We start from the raw sequence: 19,105 nt of genomic DNA, 5'->3' as shown, positions 1-19,105 counted from the left end.
CTTTTGAGAAATGCCCATGAAAGCGACCGACCCCAGTATTCCCGCCACACCGACCGTCCAGGTGATTGAGCGCATGTTCGCCCTGATCGACGTGCTGGCCTCGCGCGAAGAGGCCATGTCGCTGAAAGAAATCAGCGAAAAAACCGGTCTGCACCCGTCCACCACCCACCGCATCCTGAACGACCTCGCCACCGGCCGCTTTGTGGACCGGCCCGAGCCCGGCAGCTACCGGTTGGGCATGCGTTTGCTGGAGCTGGGCAACCTGGTCAAAGGCCGACTGAGCGTGCGCGATGCCGCCCTGACACCCATGCGCGAGCTGCACCGCCTGACGCAGCAGCCGGTGAACCTGAGCCTGCGGCAGGGTGACGAAATTGTGTATGTGGAGCGGGCTTTCAGCGAGCGCTCGGGCATGCAGGTGGTGCGGGCCATTGGGGGCCGTGCGCCCTTGCACCTCACGTCGGTGGGCAAACTGTTTTTGGCCCATGACGATCCACAGCGCGTGCGGGCTTACGCCACGCGCACCGGCCTGAGCGGTCAGACTAAGAATAGCCTGACCGACCTGGGCCAGTTGGAACGCGAGTTGTCGCGGGTGCGCCAGTACGGCATCGCCCGGGACAACGAAGAACTGGAATTGGGGGTGCGCTGCATGGCCGTGGGTTTGTACGACGACCAGAACCGGCTGGTGGCCGGGCTGTCCATCTCCGCCCCGGCGGACCGGCTGGACGAAAACTGGTTGCCCAAGCTGCAGACCACGGCCAACGCCATTTCATCGGCCCTGGGCTACAAAGTGGCCCCAGGCAGCCGGTAGCTGCTGGGGAAGCGGGACAGGATCAGCCCGCGATCTTCACCACGGTGCGCGCGGTCATCATGTGGTTGGCCTCCACCCAGTGGCGCACGCGTTCGGCATCGCCAATGCGGCTGAGCTTGCCCGCTGAGTCCAGAAACACCATGATCAGCTTGCGCCCCGCCACCTTGGCTTGCAGCACCAGGCACTGGCCCGCTTCGCTGATGAAACCGGTCTTTTGCAGGCCGATATCCCAGTCGGGATTTTTCACCAGGCGGTTGGTATTGTTGAACTGCATCATGCGGCTGCCGACTTCGACCTGGTAGCCCTGGGACGTGGTGAGTTCCCGCAAAGTGGGCTCGTTGTAGGCCGCGCTCACCAAGGTAGCCAGATCCCGTGCGCTGGACTGGTTGTCGCTGGATAAACCGGTGGGTTCTACATAGCGCGTGTCTTTCATGCCCAGACCTTTGGCCTTGGCGTTCATCATGGCCACAAAGGTGGCCAAGCCGCCAGGATAGGTGCGGCCCAGGGCATGGGCGGCGCGGTTTTCGCTGGACATCAGCGCCAGGTGCAGCAACTCGCCCCGACTCAGGCTGGAGCCCACGGTCAGCCGCGAACGGCTGCGCTTTTCGGTGTCTACATCGTCCTGGGTGATGGTGATTTCTTCGTCCATCGGCAAACGGGCTTCGTTGATCACCACGCCGGTCATCAGCTTGGTGATGGATGCAATCGGCAATACCGCCTGGTCGTTCTTGCTGAACAGCACTTCACGGGTGTCCTGGTCGATCACCAGGGCCACGCTGGACTTGAGCGCGAGCGCGTCGGGCGCGCCATGCAAACCAGCCAGTTCACCAAACGAAGGCCGGGCAGGAATGACGACGGCCACCGGGCGCATGGCGGCACGGGATTTGGCGGTCATTTTTACATTGGATGTCCGCGACACGGCGAGCACCTTGGATGTCTTTGACACCGCAAGAACCTTGGACACCCGGGATGCCTTGGACACCGCCACCACCTTGGATGTCTTCGACACGCGGGCCACCCGCACTGTTTTTGCACCGCTGCGCTTAGATGCCGCCACGCTGCTTTGGGTTTTCTGGATCTCGACCTTCTTGCGTTGCGCCGCTTGCGCAGGTGCCGCCAGCAAAGTCACGGAGCAAGTAAAAATGGCAACAATTTGTAGCAAGCGGTTCAAAACAAGGCTTTCAGAGGAGGACATGGAATGATCTCCGGAGATAAAGGTGTGTGACCAAGTGTATCTAAATCAAAAACTTCACACAAGATCAAAGACTTAGATACGCTTTTTAAAGTGCTATTATTTTAGAGCCCATTCTGCGCGGAAAGTGGGCGCAGTGGGCTGAATCAGCACCAATCCTTGAGCCTTTACATGCGGGAAACCTGTCGGCCTGGCCGCGGGCTGGTTTCGTTGTGCATGGTTCTTGCTTATTTATGGTCAACCACGGATCGGCAGAAGCCGACCCCGTAGAATCTGCGGCGCGGCTTACCCTCGTAAGCCCATGCCAAACAATCCAGGGAAACCCATGAGTTCAATCAATTTCATTGGCGGCGAAAAGGGCGGCGTAGGCAAGTCCGTTACCGCCCGCGTACTGGCTCAGTACTTTTTGGACACCGGCAAGGCTTTTACCGGCTTTGACACCGACCGTTCGCACAACTCCTTCACCCGCTTCTACCCCGACTTTGCGTCCCCGGTGGTGGTAGACAGCTTTGAAGGGCTGGACGTGATTGCCGAGGCCTTCGAGGCCAACCCCGAGCAAAACGTCATCGTGGACCTGGCCGCACAAACCGCCGCGCCGCTGGCCCGCTGGATCCACGACTCCGACCTGTTCGAAGTGCTGGGCGACTTGCATGTGGCAGTGAACTTTTGGCATGTGGTGGACGAAGGCAAGGATTCGGTCAATCTGCTGGCCGACCTGATGGCCAGCGTGGGCAATACGCCCAACTACATCATCGTGCTCAACCATGGCCGGGGCTCCGACTTCTCGTTGCTGCAGTCCTCTGCCGCCATGCAGCAGGCCCTGGCCTATGGCGCACGGGTGATCGAACTGCCGCAGTTGCAGGATGCCGCCATGCGCAAGATCGACCGCCAAAGCGCCAGCTTCTGGAGCGCGGTGCACGAGCGCGCTGAAACCGACGGCTTGGGCATGCTGGAGCGCCAGCGCGTCAAGACCTGGCTGCGCAAGGCTTATGCAGGTTTTGACACCTTACCGCTCTAGCCTGCTCATTAGTTTGCTATAAAAAAAGGGGCAGTACCGGTGTGGTACTGCCCCTTTTTTGTGGGGAGGCAGGTGAGGGTTTAGCCCGCAGTGGCTTCTTCCGACTCGGGCTTGGCCCGGCCTTCGCGCTTGGGCAGTGGCTGGATGTCGAGCTCGACTTCGCCGGTTTCCACGCCTTTTTCGTCGGTGGTGATTTTCATGTCCACCGTCAGGCGGCCACCGTCGATCAGGCGACCGAACAGCAGTTCGTCGGCCAGGGCGCGGCGAATGGTGTCCTGGATCAGGCGCTGCATCGGGCGGGCGCCCATCAACGGGTCGAAGCCCTTCTTGCCCAGGTACTTGCGCAAAACGTCGGTAAACGTGACGTCCACCTTCTTCTCGGCCAGTTGGGTCTCCAGTTGCAGCAGGAACTTGTCCACCACCCGCAGGATGATGGTTTCGTCCAGCGCCTTGAAGCTCACCGTCGCGTCCAGGCGGTTGCGGAACTCGGGGGTGAACAGGCGTTTGATGTCCGCCATCTCATCCCCCGCCTGGCGTGGATTGGTAAAACCAATCGTTGCCTTGTTCATGGTCTCGGCACCCGCATTGGTCGTCATGATGATGATGACGTTGCGGAAGTCGGCCTTGCGCCCGTTGTTGTCGGTCAGCGTGCCGTGGTCCATCACCTGCAGCAGCACATTGAAAATGTCCGGATGGGCTTTTTCAATTTCGTCCAGCAGCAAGACGCAGTGCGGCTTCTTGGTGACGGCCTCGGTCAGCAGGCCGCCCTGGTCAAAGCCCACGTAGCCTGGGGGCGCACCGATCAAACGGCTCACCGCATGGCGCTCCATGTACTCCGACATGTCAAAGCGGATCAACTCGATGCCCATGATGTAGGCCAGCTGCTTGGCGGCTTCGGTCTTGCCAACGCCCGTGGGGCCGCTGAACAGGAAGGAGCCAATCGGCTTGTCGCCCTTGCCCAGGCCCGAGCGCGCCATCTTCACGGCAGAAGCCAGTACGTCCAGCGCTTTATCTTGGCCGAACACCACGCTCTTCAGGTCGCGTTCCAGCGTCTTGAGTTTGCCGCGGTCGTCGTTGGATACGTTGGCGGGCGGGATGCGGGCAATCTTGGCCACGATCTCTTCCACCTCGGTTTTGGTGATGGTTTTCTTGCGCTTGCTGGGCGACAGAATCCGCTGGGCGGCACCGGCTTCGTCGATCACGTCGATGGCCTTGTCGGGCAAATGGCGGTCGTTGATGTACTTGGCGCTGAGTTCGGCGGCGGCCTGCAGCGCGGCTAGGGCGTATTTCACGCCATGGTGCTCTTCGAAGCGCGACTTCAAACCCTTGAGGATTTCCACGGTTTCCGACACGGTGGGCTCGACCACATCCACCTTCTGGAAGCGGCGCGACAGGGCTGCGTCTTTTTCGAAGATGCCGCGGTATTCGGTGAACGTAGTGGCACCGATGCACTTCAACTGGCCGCTGGACAGCGCCGGTTTGAGCAGGTTGGACGCATCCAGGGTGCCGCCCGAGGCCGCGCCCGCACCGATCAAGGTGTGGATTTCGTCGATGAACAAAATCGCGTTGGGCCGGTCTTTCAGCGACTTGAGCACACCTTTGAGGCGCTGCTCGAAGTCGCCACGGTACTTGGTGCCCGCCAGCAGCGCACCCATGTCCAATGAATACACCACGGCTTCGGCCAGGATTTCGGGCACTTCTTTTTGGGTAATGCGCCAGGCCAGGCCCTCGGCGATGGCGGTTTTGCCCACGCCGGCCTCACCCACCAGCAGCGGGTTGTTCTTGCGGCGGCGGCACAAAATCTGGATGGTGCGCTCGACTTCGTACTCGCGGCCGATCAGCGGATCGATCTTGCCTTCCTTGGCCATCTGGTTCAGGTTCTGGGTGAACTGCTCCAGGGGCGAGGCTTTCTCGTTCTTCTCGCCGCCGCCCTCTTCGCCTTCGGCCTGGTTTTCAGCGGCTTTGACGGGCTCGGGCGGATCGCTCTTCTTGATGCCGTGGGCGATGAAATTGACCACGTCCAGGCGCGTCACGCCCTGCTGGTGCAGGTAGTACACGGCGTGCGAGTCTTTTTCGCCAAAAATGGCCACCAGCACATTTGCGCCGGTAACTTCTTTCTTGCCGCTGCCGGTGGACTGCACGTGCATGATGGCGCGCTGGATCACCCGCTGGAAACCCAGCGTGGGTTGGGTATCGACATCGTCGGTACCCGCGACCTGGGGCGTGTTGTCTTTGATGAAATTGCTCAAGGATTTGCGCAAATCGTCAATATTGGCCGAGCAGGCGCGCAGCACTTCGGCGGCGCTGGGGTTGTCCAGCAGCGCCAGCAGCAGGTGCTCGACAGTAATAAATTCGTGGCGTTGCTGGCGCGCTTCCACAAATGCCATGTGCAGACTGACTTCCAATTCTTGGGCAATCATGTGAATTCCTTTTTTGCCTGACTCATTTCGACACCTAACAACTCTATGTGACTCTTTGACTACGCACTCTACATGGGTTGCGCTTTGGCTTATTCAAGCCTGCTTAATCAACCCACTGGTTCGCTGACGCATTGCAGGGGATGGCCGTTTTGTTTGGCGGCTTCCAGCACCTGGTCCACCTTGGTGGCGGCCACGTCTTTGGAGTACACGCCGCACACGGCTTTGCCGTCCAAATGGATCTTGAGCATGATCTGGGTGGCGGTTTCGCGGTCTTTGCTGAAAAACTCCTGGATCACCACCACCACGAATTCCATCGGGGTGTAGTCGTCATTGAGCATCAGCACCTGGTGCATCTGCGGGGGCTTGATCTTTTCGGTGCGCCGCTCCAGCACGACCGAACCGCCGTCATCCGGTATGGATGTCGGGGTTACGGGCTGCGGTGGCTTTTTGGGGGTTTTGGTGGCCATGAGGCCATTTTATAGAGCAGTTTGTGGCCCTGCCGAGGGCCCGTGCATTCCAACTCTTACGCCGGTGTTGCGCTGGCAGCTTCCCGGATGCACAAACCCGCGCCCTGCACCTTGGCATCGTGTTTGGCCAGGGCGGCGGCGTTCGCCACTTCCTCCGCGTGCCCGTACTGGCCCCGCTGGATGCGCACCGCACCAATCGACAGGGTGGTGAAGGGGAAAAATCGCGGCACGCCCTGCCGGTCTTCGGCATGGATGCCGCCTTCGAGCCGCGCAGGCGCATCGAACAGGGCCAGGGCCCGCTCGGCAAACTCCTGCACGATGGCTTCACAGCGCTGCACCCAATCGCTGCTTTGGAACAGAAAAATGAAGTCGTCGCCGCCCACGTGGCCTACAAAGTCCCGCTTGGCATCGCAATGGGCCAGGGCCAGCTTGGCCACCAGGCGGATCATTTCATCCCCCCGCCAGTAGCCGTAATGGTCGTTGAACGGTTTGAAGTGGTTCAGGTCGGCGTAGCAGGCCACAAAGTCGGCCCCGGCATCCATCAGGCGCTCAATATGCTGGCTGATGGGTATGTTGCCCGGCAAAAAGGTCAGTGGATTGGCGTGGCGGGCCGCCTCCAGCCGCACCTCGGTCACCGAGCGCACCAGCTGGTCGCCAGTGCCCAGGCCGATGTAGCGCCCGTTCTCGGTCACGATGAAGCCTTCGGTCAGGTAGCGCTGGTCTTGCGAAGTCAGGATGCCCACCAGCTCGTCGACGTTGTGGTCGCGTTCCACCAGGCGCGGCGCGTGGTTGGCGTTGGCCAGGCAGGGCTTGCGGCCATGCACCTCGCGGTAGTACGGGGTGGCGTAGTGGGTCATGAACTGGTGCCGGTTCACCAACGCCAAGGGGCGGCCGTTGTCCACGATGGCAATGGCGTGCAAGTCCTCGTGCTGCAAAAACAGGGCCGACAACTGGTCGTTGGTGGTGTGCGGGTCGGCGCAGGGTGCTTGCTGCACCGCCAGGCCGCGCAACACACCCGAGCGCGACACCCGCCCCGACGCAGGAAATATCGACACCATGGTGTCGTTCAAAACCTCCATGGCGGCTGCATGCACTTTGACCCGGGGAAGCGGTTCGGGCCGGCCCAGCAAATAGCCTTGCCCATAGGCCAGATCCAGGTCGCGCAGCACCCGCAGGTCGTCCGGAGTTTCAATGCCTTCGGCCACCAGCTGGGTGCCAAAAATGGTGGCAATTTGCTTCAGCGCCTGCAGGGTTTGCAGGTTGTCGGCGTGGTGGGCGATGTCTTTGGTGAAGTATTTGTCGATCTTGACAATCTCGGGCTTCACCTGGGACCACAGCCGCAGGCTGGAGCGGCCATCGCCAAAGTCGTCCAGGGCCAGCGACAGGCCCGCGGCGCGCAACTCGCGGGCCACCTCGATCAACTGGTCCATATTGTTCACGCGCTCGTGCTCGGTCAGCTCCAGCACCAGCATGCGCGGCAAGACTCCGAAGCTGCGCACCCACTGCACCAGCATGGCGCAACCCTGGCACTGCACCACGTCCACCAGGGCATCGGCGCTGATGTTGACAAACAACCGTCCGGGTTCTTTCAGCCGGCCCCAGCCGTCCAGTGCCACGCCCACGCAGTACAGCTCAAATTCAAACACCAGCCGTTCGCTGCGGGCGGCGCTGAACAAGGCATCGGCCCCGAACAAAGCCGTGCCCTCGACACCGCGGATCAAAGCTTCGTGCGCATAGACACCGCCATTGCGCAAATCCACGATGGGTTGGAATACCGAATTCAGTGCGTTCTTGCGCATCAGGTCGGCCAACGGCCCAACCCCGTGGCGTACCTTGCCCGGAAAGTAGTCGCGCGCCAGGCTCGGCATATCCACAGCAAAAGAATCCAAGGCATCACTCCATCTGAACGGCAAAGCCTGGACCCTAAGGGTTGCCGATGACAGCATGGTGAAAGCTGCCGGGATACGCGCTATCTATTTTGATGATTGGCAAAAAACCGTATAAACTATATAAACCGTTTTATTGGAGTTTTATAGATGACCACTGCTGCAAAAGTTGCCGCCACCACCCCCGCCGCTACCTCCGCCCACACCGCTGCCGCGCCTGCTGCCGCACCAGCGCCTACCGCCGCGCCGAACAAGCCCGTGGCGGCGAAAAAAGCCCCAGCGCGCGCCAAAGTGGCCAAAGTAACCAAGCTCGCCAAGCCAGTCGCCGTTAAAACCAAGCCACCCGTGGTCAAGGCCAAGCCGGTCGTCGCAGCCAAACCTGCCAAGGTGAAAAAGCCCAAGCTGGTGCGCGACAGCTTCACCATCCCCAAGGCCGAATACACCGTGCTGGACGACCTGAAGCTGCGCGCCATCGCCCTGGCACAGCCCGCCAAGAAGAGCGAGCTGCTGCGCGCCGGTATCAAGGCCCTGGCCGCCATGTCCGATGCGGCTTTGCAGGCCGCCTTGCAGGCCGTACCGACCATCAAGACCGGCCGCCCGGCAGCCGCCGTTGCGCCCAAGCCCGCCGCTAAAAAAGCCGTCAAGAAGCTGGTGAAAAAAGACTAAAGCAGCTCCGGAGCCTGCACGGACACCAGCACCGTCTGCCCCACGCCATCGCGCTCGCGGTGGCGCAGCCACCACACGGCCCCTTTGCGGACCGAGAACTCGGGCTCGGCCATGCCCAGCAATTGGGCGATGGCCTCCCCCAGCACCGGCTGGTGCCCCACCAGCAGCACATGCGCCTTGCTGTCGGGCCACTGGGCGACAGCCAATAGCTGGGCCGGAGTGCAGCCGGGCGCTAGTTCGGGACGCAACTTGAACTTGCGGCCCAGGGCTTGCACGGTTTGCTCGGTACGCCGCGCCGGGCTGGCCAGCACCCGGGTGCTGTCCGGCAGGTGCCGGTCCAGCCACTGGGCCATGCGCTGGGCCTGTTTGACTCCGCGCGGGGTCAGACTGCGGTCCAGATCGGCCAGGGCATCACTGCCCTCCTCTGCCTCCGCATGGCGCCACAGAATCAAGTCCATATCAGCCCTCTTGCCTGCGGCGGTGCTGGCTGTAGCGGTTCATCAGAGCCGCCTGCGCGCTGTGGCCATCGGTCTGGGTGCGGGTGTAGCGGCCATCCGCGCCCAGGTCCCAGGCATCGCGGCCATCCAGCAGGTAGGGCACCAGGCATTCGTCGATGACGCGCTGGCGCAGCACCGGGTCGGTCACCGGCCAGGCCAGCTCGATGCGGCGCAGCATATTGCGGTTCATCCAGTCGGCACTCGACAGGTACAGCTCTTCCTGCTCGCCGCTGCCAAAGTAGAAGATGCGCGAATGCTCCAGAAACCGCCCCACCACCGAGCGCACCCGGATGTTGTCGGTCCATCCCGGCACCTGGGCGGGCAGCATGCAGGCTCCGCGCACCACCAGGTCGATGCGCACGCCCTGCTGGCCGGCGCGCACCAGGGCTTCGATCAGGGCCTCGTCGGTCAAGGCGTTCATCTTGGCCACGATGCGCCCCGGGGTGCCCTGGGCGGCAGCCTTGCCCACAGCGGTGATCTTGGCAATCATCTTGCGGTGCAAATGGAACGGTGCCAGCAGCAGGCTGCGCAGGCGCGGCAACTTGCTTTGCCCGGCGATGTGCAGGAACACCTGGTCCATGTCGCTGGTCAGCGCCGCGTCGGCGGTGAGGTAGCTGATGTCTGTGTACAGGCGGGCGGTACGTGGGTTGTAGTTGCCGGTGGACAAGTGGCCGTAGCGGCGCAGTTGCTTGCCCTCGCGGCGCGTCACCAGCAGCATCTTGGCGTGGGTTTTCAGGCCCACCACGCCGTAGACCACCTGCGCGCCTATGGATTCCAGCATCTCGGCCCAGTTGATGTTGGCCTCTTCGTCGAAGCGGGCTTTCAACTCCACCACCACGGTCACCTCTTTGCCGCGGCGCACGGCTTCGCGCAGCAAGGCCATGAGCTCGGAGTCGGGCCCGGTGCGGTAAATGGTTTGCTTGATGGCCAGCACCGCCGGGTCGTGCACCGCCTCGCGCAGAAAGGCCAGCACCGCGTCGAAGCTTTCAAACGGTTGGTGCGCCAGCACATCGCCTTGCTTGAGCCGTTCAAAAAACGACTGGCCCTGCGTCAGCTGCTTGGGCCAACTGGCCTGGAAGCTTGGAAACAGCAGCGCCGGGCGGTCCACCAGGTCGATCAGCTGCGTCAGCCGCGCCAGGTTCACCGGGCCTTGTACCCGGTACAGCGCCTGCTCGGGCAGGTTGAACTCCTTGAGCAAAAATTTGGACAAATGCTCGGAGCAGTCGGCAGACACCTCCAGGCGCACCGCCTGGCCGTAGTGGCGCACTTCCAGCCCCTGGCGCAGGGCGGTGCGCAGGTTGCGCACATCGTCTTCATCCACCGCCAGATCAGAGTGGCGGGTGACCCGAAACTGCGAAAACTGCCCCACCTGGCGGCCTGCAAACATTTCTTGCAAATGGGCCCGGACCACGCTGGACAGCGACACAAACAGCATGCGGTCCCCGGCCACGGCAGCGGGCAGGCGGATGAAGCGCGGCAGCACCCGCGGCACCTTGACGATGGTGATGTCGTTCTCGCGGCCAAACGCGTCCTGCCCACTCAGGCGCACGATGAAGTTCAGCGACTTGTTGGCCACCTGGGGAAACGGATGCGACGGGTCCAGGCCTACCGGCACCAACAGAGGCCGTACTTCGCGCTCGAAGTAGCTTTTCACCCAGCGCCGCTGCACTGCATTGCGCTCGCCGTGCGAGATGATCTGAAAGCCCTGCTCGGCAAACGCGGGCTGCAACCGGTCGTTGTATAGCGCGTACTGGCGGGCCACCAGCGCGTGGGCAGCGGTGGCCAGCGCCTTGAAGGAGTCCACGGTGTAGACCCCGCGGTAGTCGTTGGTGTGGGCGGCAATCAGGTGCGGCGCACCGCGCACTTCAAAGAACTCGTCCAGATTGGCCGAGACGATGCACAGGTAGCGCAGCCGCTCCAGCAGCGGCACGTCATCGCGCACTGCCCAGTCCAGCACCCGCTCGTTGAAGGCCAGGATGCTGTGGTCGCGGTCGAGCAGCGCTACGGCGGGGGAGGAAGCAGTGGATGTGCGGTGGGTATCAGAATGGGGCATCAGGTGGGTACAGGCAAACGGGCGCGAAGGGTAACAGCCAGTGTGCGTTGTTTTGATGTCAAATTGGTGACAGCCACGTGACGGTTTGCGGACACGAAAAAGGGGCCTAAAAATATATGCTTTTTAGGCCCCTTGTGCTTATCCTATCGGCGTGAGCAGCTACTTATTTAGTAGCACAGTGCTTCAGGTACGGTGGATCAGCAAGGTCTCGTAGACAAAGTTTTGCAGGATCACCTGGTCGGCCGCATCGATGTCGTGGAAGTTGATGCCGTGCGAATACACCGTGTGGAAAGTGGCCCCGTCGGCCGTGCTGCCCGCCGACTGCTGCACGCTGCGGATGGAGGCCGTGGTGTTGATGGTGACATCCCGGTCCGAGGCCTGGTCGCGCAAGGTGAATTCGATGTCGATCAGGTCACCCGAGGTGCCTAGCGGCCGGGCGGTGGATACCAGCGCACCGCTCAGGCTGATGTCTGACAGCGTGGCCATCTTGAAGTTCTTGGGGTCGGAGCCGCTCTTGATCTTGACCGGCAGATTGGCCTTGACCCGCACCGCCTTGCGCAAACCCACCTTCTGGATGGCGCTGGGGAACTCCAGCAGCAGGAAGGCACGGGGCGCGGTGACCACCGACTCGATCTTGCTACTGAAGGTAAAGACCGAAACACCCGAGAAGACCCGGATGATCACGCCTTCGCCCTCGGCCATGGCGCCGGTTTCCTGCGGTATTTTCAGCAACAGGTACTCGCCCGGCACAAATCCGATCAGTGTGGTGTAGTGCACCGTGGGGTTGGCCGACTGGCTGGACATGATCTGCAGGCGTACACCTACCTGCAGGTTCATGTCTTCAAATTCGATACTGGATTTTTTGGTCATGGCTATGGAAGAGCAAGATTATTCGTTGGATGCGTGGAAACAGACTTGGTTTCTATCGTTGTATGCAAATTCTAGCCCCCTGGCGCGGCCCTGGGGGCCGGCTAGACGGTTGCACCATAAAACGAAGGGGCATGCTGCGAAAAACTGAAGTGCACCGTCGGGCCGCTGATGTCGTTGAACGGCATGCCCAGCGCGATTTCCCCGGTGCCGTGCAACTGGCAGTCGTCGCGGCGCAAGGGCACATCGGTGTCGCTGCCGGTAAACCGCACCCAGGTGCCAAAGCTGCTCAGGTCGGTGATGAAAAATGCGTTGTTGCGCCACTCGATGCGGGCATGCAGGCGCGAAACGCGGGGGTCGTTGATGGAAAACTCGGCCTGGTCGGCACGCCCCAGGTGCACCGGCATCTCATGCGACGAAAAACTGCGGCTGAGGTCCAGGTAGGCCAGATGGATGCGGCCCTCGTGCGGCGCACCCCGCCCCTCGATGTCGGCCAGGTTGGCCTGCATGGTGACGAATTCGGTGCGCGCATCTTCCTGCCATTCAATCTTGTACAGCGGCACGGCCTCCTGGCGGCCCCGCAGATTCACCGGCCCCAGGCGCAAAAACCGCAGGCCCAGGGCATCGTCCACCTGGGCCACCACCGACTCGGTCGCCCAGATCTGGTTGGCACCCGACAGATCGCTCAGGCGCGAGGCCACGTTCACCGCGTCTCCATAGCAGTCGCCATCGACCTCCACCACCTCGCCGCGGGCGATACCGGCCTTGATTTCCATGCGGATGGCATCGGGCCACTTCTGCAGACGCTGCTGGTGGCCGCGCTGGATAGCGATCACCGCGTTGGCGGCATCGCCTGCATCGGCAAACACGGCCAGCACGCCATCGCCCAGCTTTTTCACCACCCGCCCCCGGTGGGCCTCACAGACTTCGCCGATCCACTGGGTGATACGGGTCACCGCCCGGGTGGCTTTTTCATTGCCCAGAGCTACGTAGAAGGCGGTGCTCCCGGTGAGATCGGCAAATACAACGGTGGCCTGTACGCCCATGCTGGAAACTTCGTTAGTGGTCAGAAAAATGGTAGTTGCAGTTTAGTGCAGCAGGCGAAAAGCTATCGGATTGTGTACGCTTTACAAGACAAATTATGGAATGGATCCGCCCCCACTGCTACTGCCACCGTGTACCGGGTATCGATGGGGCCCCTCAATCTGTTTTCTGACCGCGCATCCAGTGCAACGTCTTACATGCCGTTACTAAAAGAGCCTATTCGTACAATTTCGGCAACGAAGCTGTGCTACTGTAATGTGTAATTTGTCACACATTTGTTATTTAATACATTTTTCTCCATAACCCGTACCCCCCTGCAATTTCTTATGGCTTGGGATTCCACTTCCATCAAAAACAGTTTCTACAGCATCCTTGGTGTGGATATGGGGCGGGCGGATGCCGGGCGGGTGCAGCAGCTGGAGCAGGTGCGCACCGCGATGCTGGAGTGTTTGGTCGATGTCGAAGGTTTCGACGGCCCGATTTTGCGGCGGCGTGTGGCCTATGCCAAGGACGTGCAAACCCTGTGGTTTCTGCGCGCCGACCTGATGGGCGTGCTGGCCAGCCGGGCGGGCGAAGGCGCCGCCCGGGCCCAGATGGACAAGATGGCCCCGCTGTTCCAGGGCCTGCTACCCAAGGGCCTGGTGTCGCGCTCCAACCGTTTGCGCTGACTTCAGTGGTGGTGGTGCCCGCTGTGGTCGTGGTGGCCATGGTCGTGGTGCTGGTGCTCCGCACCGCCGTGCCCCACATGGCCCCAGACCACCATGGCCTCGCGGCCCTGTAGCGCCATTTCCACCGCCGCACCTACTGGCAGCAACACCTTGGTCTGCACATGGCCAAACGGCAAGTTGGTCAGCACCGGCACCTTGAGCTGGCTGCGCAGCCAGGCGACCACGGTGGCCAGGCGGAAAGTGCCGTCGTGCGGCACCTTGGTGAACTCCGTGAACTGGCCCAGCACCACGGCCTTTTGCCGCGCCAGCACGCCGCTGTACAGCAACTGGGTCAGCATGCGCTCGATGCGGTAGGGGTGCTCGCCCACGTCTTCCAGAAACAGGATGCCGCCGCTGATCTGCGGAAAGTACGGCGTGCCGATCTGCGATACCAGCACCGACAGGTTGCCGCCCCACAGAACTGCATCTTTCAAGTAAAAATCGCCCTCAGCGCTTATTCCATAAGCACGAGAAGCTACTGAATCCATAGCAAGCTGGGCATCTTCTCGGCCTAGCCGCCAGCCCGTGCCCTCGCCCTGCCCGGCCACCAGGTCGTCAAAGCAGGCTTCCATGATGTCGTCGGGCGTGCCGTCCACGCCAAAACCTTCGCCCAGCGCCGGGCCGGCCCAGGTGATAGCGCCGGTTTGCGCCAACAAGGCGTTTTGCAGGGCGGTGAAGTCGCTGTAGCCGACAAACTGGGTGCCGTGCTCGATCGCCTTGGTCACCGCCCGGTAGTCGATGCTGCCCAGGATGCGCGTCAGGCCGTAGCCGCCGCGCGTGGTGAGGGCAATGTCGGCACCGCTGGCGGCGGCGCGGTGGATGGCGGCCACGCGGGTGGCATCGTCACCGGCAAAGCGCATATGGCTTTTAAGGGCATCGGGGTCGATTTCGACCGCATAGCCCAGGGTTTTGAGCCGGGCCACGCCGCGCTTGAAGGCAGCCTTGTCGCGCACCGCGCCGGAGGGGGAGTAGATGTAGATATGTTTCACGGGGCCAAGTATCCCATCGCCTGGGCCGCTTCTGCGCTGGGTGGGCCGGCCAGGCGCAGCGTGGGGCCAGGGAACGTTTCCAGCGGCTCCCAGCCCTTGGCGGCAAAGGCGCGCAGGGCAGCACGGTGGCCGTTGTCGGGGAAGGGGGCGGTATCCAGAGGCGCGGTGTCTGCCCCCAGCCGCACCAGGGCCTGGATGCGCTCTGCGGGCAGCAGCGGCGCGCCTTCGCCTTGCAGTACCAGCACCACCTGGTGGATGCCCAGCCGGTCCAGCCATGCGCACAGCGCTTGGCGGTGCCAGTCCCAGCGGTGGAAAGCCTCTTTCTTGGGTTTGTCGCTACGGCCAAAGCCCACCAGGTCGGGGGCCAGCACGCGGTAGCCCGCAGCGGCCAAGGCCGTGGCCATGGGTTGGAACACCTGGCCGCTGCCGGTGCGGCTGTGCAGGCAGAGTACGGTGCCAGCGGCAGGGCCGGTGTCGAGGTAGTGCATGCGCAAACCGTCCACATCGGTGTAGTGCTGTGCGGCATAGCCAAAGCAGGACTCGGGCGTGCGCAGGGCATCTTCGCGCAGGGGGATATGGGCTTGCCGCTGCTGGCTGCGCCGCTGCTGGAAAAAATCTTGCAGCAGCCCGGCGCATTCGCGGGCCAGCACACCGCCGTGCAACTGCGTCTGGTGGTTGAGTTGCGGTTGGCCAAACACATTGATCACCGACCCCGCCGCGCCGGTTTTGGCGTCCGGCGCGCCAAACACCACCCGCTGCAGCCGCGCATGCAGCATGGCGCCACTGCACATGGTGCAGGGCTCCAGGGTGACGAACAGCGCGCAGCCGTCCAGCCGGTAATTGCCCAGCACCTGGGCCGCCGCGCGCAGGGCCTGAATCTCGGCATGCGCGGTGGGGTCGTGGCCGTCGATGGGGGCGTTGCGGCCCGTGGCGATGACCACGCCGTCTTTCAGCACCACCGCGCCTACCGGCACTTCCCCCGCTGCGGCGGCCAGGCGGGCCTGGGCCAGGGCGAGTTGCATGGCATCTTCGTCGGTCATCGAATATTTACTACTATTTTGATAGCTTGTTACGCCCATGGAATAAGCGCTGGAGGGCTAAAAGGCTTAAGGTTTGTCTTCGGGCACATCGCGCGGCGTTTGCAGCGCGGCATCCAGCGTTTGTTTGACTTGTTGCTGCACCTGCTGGACTGACGCCGGGCCTTGTGGCGTGGCCACAGTGGGCGCAACTTGCTTTTTGACCAGCAGGCTGATGAGCATCACCACAACGAGTAAACCCACCACACTGAAGACGGCGCGCATCACAAACCCCGGTGAAGAACAAGGGCGGATTTTACGGTCTGCACGGCCCATGGCAGGCTGTCGCTATGGATAGCTACAGACCAACCGGGGGCCATCTCCAATACTTCCGGCATGCACTTTCAAGGAGCCACCATGCTGCACGCCACCACCCAAACTGCCACTTTCTGCGCCACCGCCCTGCTCGGCCTGGCCGCCTGCATGCCCCTGTCTGCCACGGCGGCCGACGACGAGCTGGTGTTCTTCTGCCCGCCCACCATCATGGCGGCGGTGGGTCAGCCGCGCACCGGCATCATGTGCGATGCGGAACACTGCTTCAAGGCCGAAGCACCTGAGCTCAGCGCCAAGCAAAAGGCGTTCTTGACCTCGGCCAGCGGGCAGTGCCGCTACTTCACCGCGCAAGAAGTCACGGACTACTGGCCCAAAGACACCACCCAGCAGGCCAGCAAGTAAATCAGGCCGCCCGCAGCGGCAACCACAGCCGGAACTGCGTGCCGCCGGGCACGGCCTCCCAGGCCACCGTGCCGCCAATGGCATGGGCCCGCCGTGCCATGTTGGACAGGCCGTGGCCGGTATGTTCTTTGGCTTGAAAACCCTGCCCGTTGTCCACCAGCAGCACAAATACGCCGCTATCGGCCTCGCCGGTGGCCACCCGCAGCTCGGTGGCGCTGGCATGCTGCAAGGTGTTGGAGATGCCTTCTTGCAGGATGCGCAGCACATGCAAGGCGCTGCGCGGGTCCAGCCAGGTGAGCGCGGGCACGTCCACCACCTCCCAGCGCAGGCGCAGGCCCGAGCCCTCCAGCCGCGGGGCCAGGCGGTAGCGCAACGTGGCCAGCAGCAGCAGCAGGTCGGCCTCTACCGGCTCCAAAGAATCGACGGTGAGCTTCAGGTCTTCGATGCATTCGCGCAGCACCAGGGCCATCTGCGTCTCGCTCAGGCCGCCGGACTCGGCCACCTTTAGCGCGCTCATCAGCTGGGAGCCCATGCCGTCGTGGATGTCCTGCATCAGCCGCTGGCGTTCCTGGCTCAGCACCTGGCGCTGCTGCACGCTGCGCAGCTGCTCGTAGCTGGCCGCCAGCTCGGCCTCGCGCGCGCGCAGGCGCTCGGCCAGGTGCAGGCTGGCCTGCTCGGCGGTGTCGACCGCGCCCACGTAGCGGCTCAGAATGACGTACAAAAACATGCCCAGCCGCAAGGTGGTGGAGAACGGCCAGGCGTAGATGTGCTCGGGGTCCACCAGGTAGCTTTGCAGCATCCAGTCGTGCACGGCCACCGGCATATGCATCAGGCCGATGCTGGCCCCCACCATGCCCTCGCGCCCACCTTTTTCCACCCTATGCCGCCAGGCAGCCCAGGCCATGAGCAGCAAGGCCGGTATGCCCGCCAGGTTGGTCACCAGGTAGGGCAACCAGGCCAGCGCGTTGAGCCAGGCCGTGTCGGACAGCAGCGGCAGCGTCACCAGGCTGGACAGCAGCAGCAAGCCCAGCAGCACCTTGAGCGGCCAGCGCGGCGCGGTGGGCACCAGGGTGCACATGAAGGCGTACCAGGTGACCAGCAGCGCATTGCCCGCGTTGATGGTCATCCAGCCAAACCAGGCGCTGGGCAGGGCCAGCGGCTCCAGCCCCACGTGGAAGCGCTGGCTGCGCAGCACCCACAGCAGGGTGAACAGCGCAAACAGCAAATAAGTGCGCTCCTCGCGCAGCAGCCATACCGCAAAGGCAAACCCGCCCAGGCCCAGAAACGCCATGCCCATTACCTCGGCCAGGCCGGTTTGCAGCATGCGCCGCAGCCGGTAGCGTGGCAGCAGCACCTCGGCCGGGCCGACCCACAGGCTGGACACAGTGCCGCCCGCGCTGCCCAGGCTGTCGATGCGCAAGCGCAGCAGCCGGGGCGTGGCCACGGTGCCGTTGGCATCCAGCGGCACCCACAGCGGGTGGTTGAAACCGTTCCAGACCACGTCGCCCACCGACCTGAACAGCAGCCTGTCGTCGCCATACACCGCGATGCGGCCTATGGTTTGCCAGCGCGGCAGGTACAGCACCAGGCCGCCGGGGCTGGAGGGCATGGCATCCAAACTCACTTGCAACCAGGTGACGCGCGGGGCGGCATTCCGCTCGCCCTGCAAGGGCTGCGCCCAGGTGTAGGGCAGCGCCACGGTCTGCCAGGGGCCGTCTACCGCAGCGCCCTGGGGTGGCAAGGGTGCAAACGAACCACCGGGCCCGGTCATCCACTGCGCCTGTTCAAACTGGCGCGCGCCGGGACGCTCCAACTGGTGCTCCAGCCAGGCTGCCACACCTGCGGCCAGGGTCAGCACCAGGGCGGCCAGGCTAAGGAGCCAGTAGGCCTTGTACCCGGGCTTCATAAATGGCTTCCAGTTGCGAGCGCACCTTGAGCTTGGCGTAGATGCGCCGCACAAAGCTCAGCACGGTGTTGCGCGAGACGCCCATCAGCACGCCAATTTCCTCGTAGCTAAAGCCCTTGGTGATGTAGTCCAGCACCTGGCGTTCGCGCGGCGACAGGCGGGCCTGCTCCTCCTGGGGCATTTGCGCTATTTGCGGCACCGGGCTGGACAGCAGCGGCACGGGCGCGGATTCGCTGGCCATGGCGTGGCGAAACCGGGTCAGCAATTGGCGCGCAATCAGTGGGCTGATGGGGCTGCCCCCGGCAAAGACGTTGCGAATCTCTTCCACCGTCAGCGCGGGCGTGCTGTCTTTGAGCAAATAGCCGCTGGCCCCGGCCTCCAGGCTCTGGATCACATGGGCTTCGTCGCCAAACACGGTGCTCACCATCACCAGGCAGCGCGGCCACTGCTGCTGGGCCGCGCGGATGATGTCCAGGCCCGTCCCGTCCGGCAGGCCCAGGTCCACCAGCAGCACATCGGCGGCTGGCGTGGTCAGCATCTGGCGGGCCTGTTGGCAGTTGGCCGCCGTGCCCTGCAGGTCCATGCCCGGCGCGGCCTGGATGGCATCGGCCAGCGCCTGCGCAAAAAACGCGTCGTCCTCGACCAGGGCAACCTGGATGGTGGAAGGCAGGGCGGTGTCGGGCATGGTGGCCCATTGTCTGCGCGCATGCTGCAGTCTGTGGGCTTGTCACTACAAATAGCGACAAGCTTTCAGGTGATCTGAGCAAGGCATTTATTCACATATGACCGCCAACTTACCTAGGCTTACATCCGGGGCTGGCAGAGAATGGTGTC

18 protein-coding genes are annotated in these 19,105 nt (G+C 62.9%); 5 read left to right on the top strand and 13 right to left on the bottom strand.

Going from position 1 to position 19,105, the window contains the following annotated elements; translation table 11 throughout:
- The first annotated feature begins 16 nt into the window (after positions 1-16).
- Entirely contained in the window at positions 17-808 is a 792-nt protein-coding gene (locus AC097O_RS17155; RefSeq protein WP_479594117.1) for an IclR family transcriptional regulator, read from the top strand.
- Positions 809-830: 22 nt separating this feature from the next.
- Here AC097O_RS17155 and AC097O_RS17150 read toward each other — a convergent pair whose 3' ends face one another.
- The gene (locus AC097O_RS17150) at positions 831-2,003 is read right to left on the bottom strand and encodes a serine hydrolase (RefSeq protein ID WP_479594116.1); all 1,173 of its coding nucleotides are present in this window, start codon (positions 2,001-2,003) and stop codon (positions 831-833) included.
- Positions 2,004-2,325: 322 nt separating this feature from the next.
- Between AC097O_RS17150 and AC097O_RS17145 the strand changes: the two genes are divergently transcribed.
- Positions 2,326-3,018, top strand: coding sequence for a nucleotide-binding protein (locus AC097O_RS17145; RefSeq protein WP_315184595.1), 693 nt, complete (start codon positions 2,326-2,328; stop codon positions 3,016-3,018).
- 80 nt (positions 3,019-3,098) lie between these two features.
- Here AC097O_RS17145 and clpA read toward each other — a convergent pair whose 3' ends face one another.
- The 3 genes from clpA to AC097O_RS17130 all read right to left on the bottom strand — a co-directional run bounded on the left by clpA (position 3,099) and on the right by AC097O_RS17130 (position 7,773).
- A complete protein-coding gene (clpA, locus tag AC097O_RS17140) occupies positions 3,099-5,438 on the bottom strand; it encodes an ATP-dependent Clp protease ATP-binding subunit ClpA (protein ID WP_479594115.1) in 2,340 nt (779 codons plus the stop codon).
- 107 nt (positions 5,439-5,545) lie between these two features.
- On the bottom strand, positions 5,546-5,905 hold the full coding sequence (gene clpS / locus AC097O_RS17135; protein ID WP_479594114.1) for an ATP-dependent Clp protease adapter ClpS: 360 nt from the start codon (positions 5,903-5,905) through the stop codon (positions 5,546-5,548).
- A 56-nt stretch (positions 5,906-5,961) separates the two neighbouring features.
- Positions 5,962-7,773: a GGDEF domain-containing protein gene (locus tag AC097O_RS17130; protein ID WP_479594177.1), complete on the bottom strand. Its 1,812-nt coding sequence runs from the start codon at positions 7,771-7,773 to the stop codon at positions 5,962-5,964.
- A gap of 168 nt (positions 7,774-7,941) precedes the next feature.
- On the opposite strand from AC097O_RS17130, the gene AC097O_RS17125 reads away from it, so the two are divergent.
- On the top strand, positions 7,942-8,457 hold the full coding sequence (locus tag AC097O_RS17125) for a hypothetical protein (protein ID WP_479594113.1): 516 nt from the start codon (positions 7,942-7,944) through the stop codon (positions 8,455-8,457).
- Here the strand turns inward: AC097O_RS17125 and sixA are convergent.
- The 4 genes from sixA to AC097O_RS17105 form a co-directional block, all read right to left on the bottom strand.
- Complete coding sequence (sixA, locus tag AC097O_RS17120; protein WP_479594112.1) at positions 8,454-8,915, bottom strand: phosphohistidine phosphatase SixA; 462 nt, start codon at positions 8,913-8,915, stop codon at positions 8,454-8,456. The genes AC097O_RS17125 and sixA overlap by 4 nt on opposite strands.
- 1 nt (position 8,916) lies before the next feature.
- Positions 8,917-11,007 (bottom strand): polyphosphate kinase 1, encoded by a 2,091-nt coding sequence (ppk1, locus tag AC097O_RS17115; RefSeq protein WP_479594111.1) that lies wholly within the window; start codon positions 11,005-11,007, stop codon positions 8,917-8,919.
- Positions 11,008-11,190: 183 nt separating this feature from the next.
- Positions 11,191-11,877, bottom strand: coding sequence for a flagellar brake protein (locus AC097O_RS17110; protein WP_479594110.1), 687 nt, complete (start codon positions 11,875-11,877; stop codon positions 11,191-11,193).
- A gap of 101 nt (positions 11,878-11,978) precedes the next feature.
- On the bottom strand, positions 11,979-12,920 hold the full coding sequence (locus AC097O_RS17105; RefSeq protein ID WP_479594109.1) for an FHA domain-containing protein: 942 nt from the start codon (positions 12,918-12,920) through the stop codon (positions 11,979-11,981).
- Between the two features lie 324 nt (positions 12,921-13,244).
- Here AC097O_RS17105 and AC097O_RS17100 point away from each other — a divergent pair, with 324 nt between their 5' ends.
- Entirely contained in the window at positions 13,245-13,586 is a 342-nt protein-coding gene (locus tag AC097O_RS17100; RefSeq protein WP_479594108.1) for a hypothetical protein, read from the top strand.
- Positions 13,587-13,588: 2 nt separating this feature from the next.
- Here AC097O_RS17100 and AC097O_RS17095 read toward each other — a convergent pair whose 3' ends face one another.
- The 3 genes from AC097O_RS17095 to AC097O_RS17085 all read right to left on the bottom strand — a co-directional run bounded on the left by AC097O_RS17095 (position 13,589) and on the right by AC097O_RS17085 (position 15,915).
- Positions 13,589-14,614 carry an LD-carboxypeptidase gene (locus tag AC097O_RS17095; RefSeq protein ID WP_479594107.1) on the bottom strand — a complete coding sequence of 342 codons (1,026 nt, stop codon included), beginning with the start codon at positions 14,612-14,614 and terminating at the stop codon, positions 13,589-13,591.
- Entirely contained in the window at positions 14,611-15,654 is a 1,044-nt protein-coding gene (tadA, locus tag AC097O_RS17090; RefSeq protein WP_479594106.1) for a tRNA adenosine(34) deaminase TadA, read from the bottom strand. Before tadA ends, AC097O_RS17095 begins: the two co-directional genes overlap by 4 nt.
- 66 nt (positions 15,655-15,720) lie before the next feature.
- Entirely contained in the window at positions 15,721-15,915 is a 195-nt protein-coding gene (locus tag AC097O_RS17085; protein WP_479594105.1) for a hypothetical protein, read from the bottom strand.
- A gap of 132 nt (positions 15,916-16,047) precedes the next feature.
- Here AC097O_RS17085 and AC097O_RS17080 point away from each other — a divergent pair, with 132 nt between their 5' ends.
- Positions 16,048-16,365: a hypothetical protein gene (locus tag AC097O_RS17080; protein ID WP_479594104.1), complete on the top strand. Its 318-nt coding sequence runs from the start codon at positions 16,048-16,050 to the stop codon at positions 16,363-16,365.
- 1 nt (position 16,366) lies between these two features.
- Here the strand turns inward: AC097O_RS17080 and AC097O_RS17075 are convergent, their stop codons facing one another.
- Complete coding sequence (locus AC097O_RS17075) at positions 16,367-18,271, bottom strand: sensor histidine kinase (RefSeq protein WP_479594103.1); 1,905 nt, start codon at positions 18,269-18,271, stop codon at positions 16,367-16,369.
- Entirely contained in the window at positions 18,237-18,956 is a 720-nt protein-coding gene (locus AC097O_RS17070; RefSeq protein WP_479594102.1) for a response regulator, read from the bottom strand. Before AC097O_RS17070 ends, AC097O_RS17075 begins: the two co-directional genes overlap by 35 nt.
- Positions 18,957-19,105 lie beyond the last annotated feature (149 nt).

This window comes from Rhodoferax sp. LS1P39 (assembly GCF_056521425.1).
This window is presented reverse-complemented; position numbering and strand designations above follow the sequence as displayed.

Coding starts and splice junctions, on each gene's coding strand:
- AC097O_RS17075 (WP_479594103.1), bottom strand. CDS start 18,271: ATGAAGCCCGGGTACAAGGCCTACTGGCTCCTTAGCCTGGCCGCCCTG.
- sixA (WP_479594112.1), bottom strand. CDS start 8,915: ATGGACTTGATTCTGTGGCGCCATGCGGAGGCAGAGGAGGGCAGTGAT.
- ppk1 (WP_479594111.1), bottom strand. CDS start 11,007: ATGCCCCATTCTGATACCCACCGCACATCCACTGCTTCCTCCCCCGCC.
- AC097O_RS17080 (WP_479594104.1), top strand. CDS start 16,048: ATGCTGCACGCCACCACCCAAACTGCCACTTTCTGCGCCACCGCCCTG.
- AC097O_RS17070 (WP_479594102.1), bottom strand. CDS start 18,956: ATGCCCGACACCGCCCTGCCTTCCACCATCCAGGTTGCCCTGGTCGAG.
- AC097O_RS17155 (WP_479594117.1), top strand. CDS start 17: ATGAAAGCGACCGACCCCAGTATTCCCGCCACACCGACCGTCCAGGTG.
- clpS (WP_479594114.1), bottom strand. CDS start 5,905: ATGGCCACCAAAACCCCCAAAAAGCCACCGCAGCCCGTAACCCCGACA.
- AC097O_RS17125 (WP_479594113.1), top strand. CDS start 7,942: ATGACCACTGCTGCAAAAGTTGCCGCCACCACCCCCGCCGCTACCTCC.
- AC097O_RS17145 (WP_315184595.1), top strand. CDS start 2,326: ATGAGTTCAATCAATTTCATTGGCGGCGAAAAGGGCGGCGTAGGCAAG.
- AC097O_RS17110 (WP_479594110.1), bottom strand. CDS start 11,877: ATGACCAAAAAATCCAGTATCGAATTTGAAGACATGAACCTGCAGGTA.
- AC097O_RS17150 (WP_479594116.1), bottom strand. CDS start 2,003: ATGTCCTCCTCTGAAAGCCTTGTTTTGAACCGCTTGCTACAAATTGTT.
- AC097O_RS17085 (WP_479594105.1), bottom strand. CDS start 15,915: ATGCGCGCCGTCTTCAGTGTGGTGGGTTTACTCGTTGTGGTGATGCTC.
- tadA (WP_479594106.1), bottom strand. CDS start 15,654: ATGACCGACGAAGATGCCATGCAACTCGCCCTGGCCCAGGCCCGCCTG.
- AC097O_RS17105 (WP_479594109.1), bottom strand. CDS start 12,920: ATGGGCGTACAGGCCACCGTTGTATTTGCCGATCTCACCGGGAGCACC.
- AC097O_RS17130 (WP_479594177.1), bottom strand. CDS start 7,773: ATGCCGAGCCTGGCGCGCGACTACTTTCCGGGCAAGGTACGCCACGGG.
- AC097O_RS17100 (WP_479594108.1), top strand. CDS start 13,245: ATGGCTTGGGATTCCACTTCCATCAAAAACAGTTTCTACAGCATCCTT.
- clpA (WP_479594115.1), bottom strand. CDS start 5,438: ATGATTGCCCAAGAATTGGAAGTCAGTCTGCACATGGCATTTGTGGAA.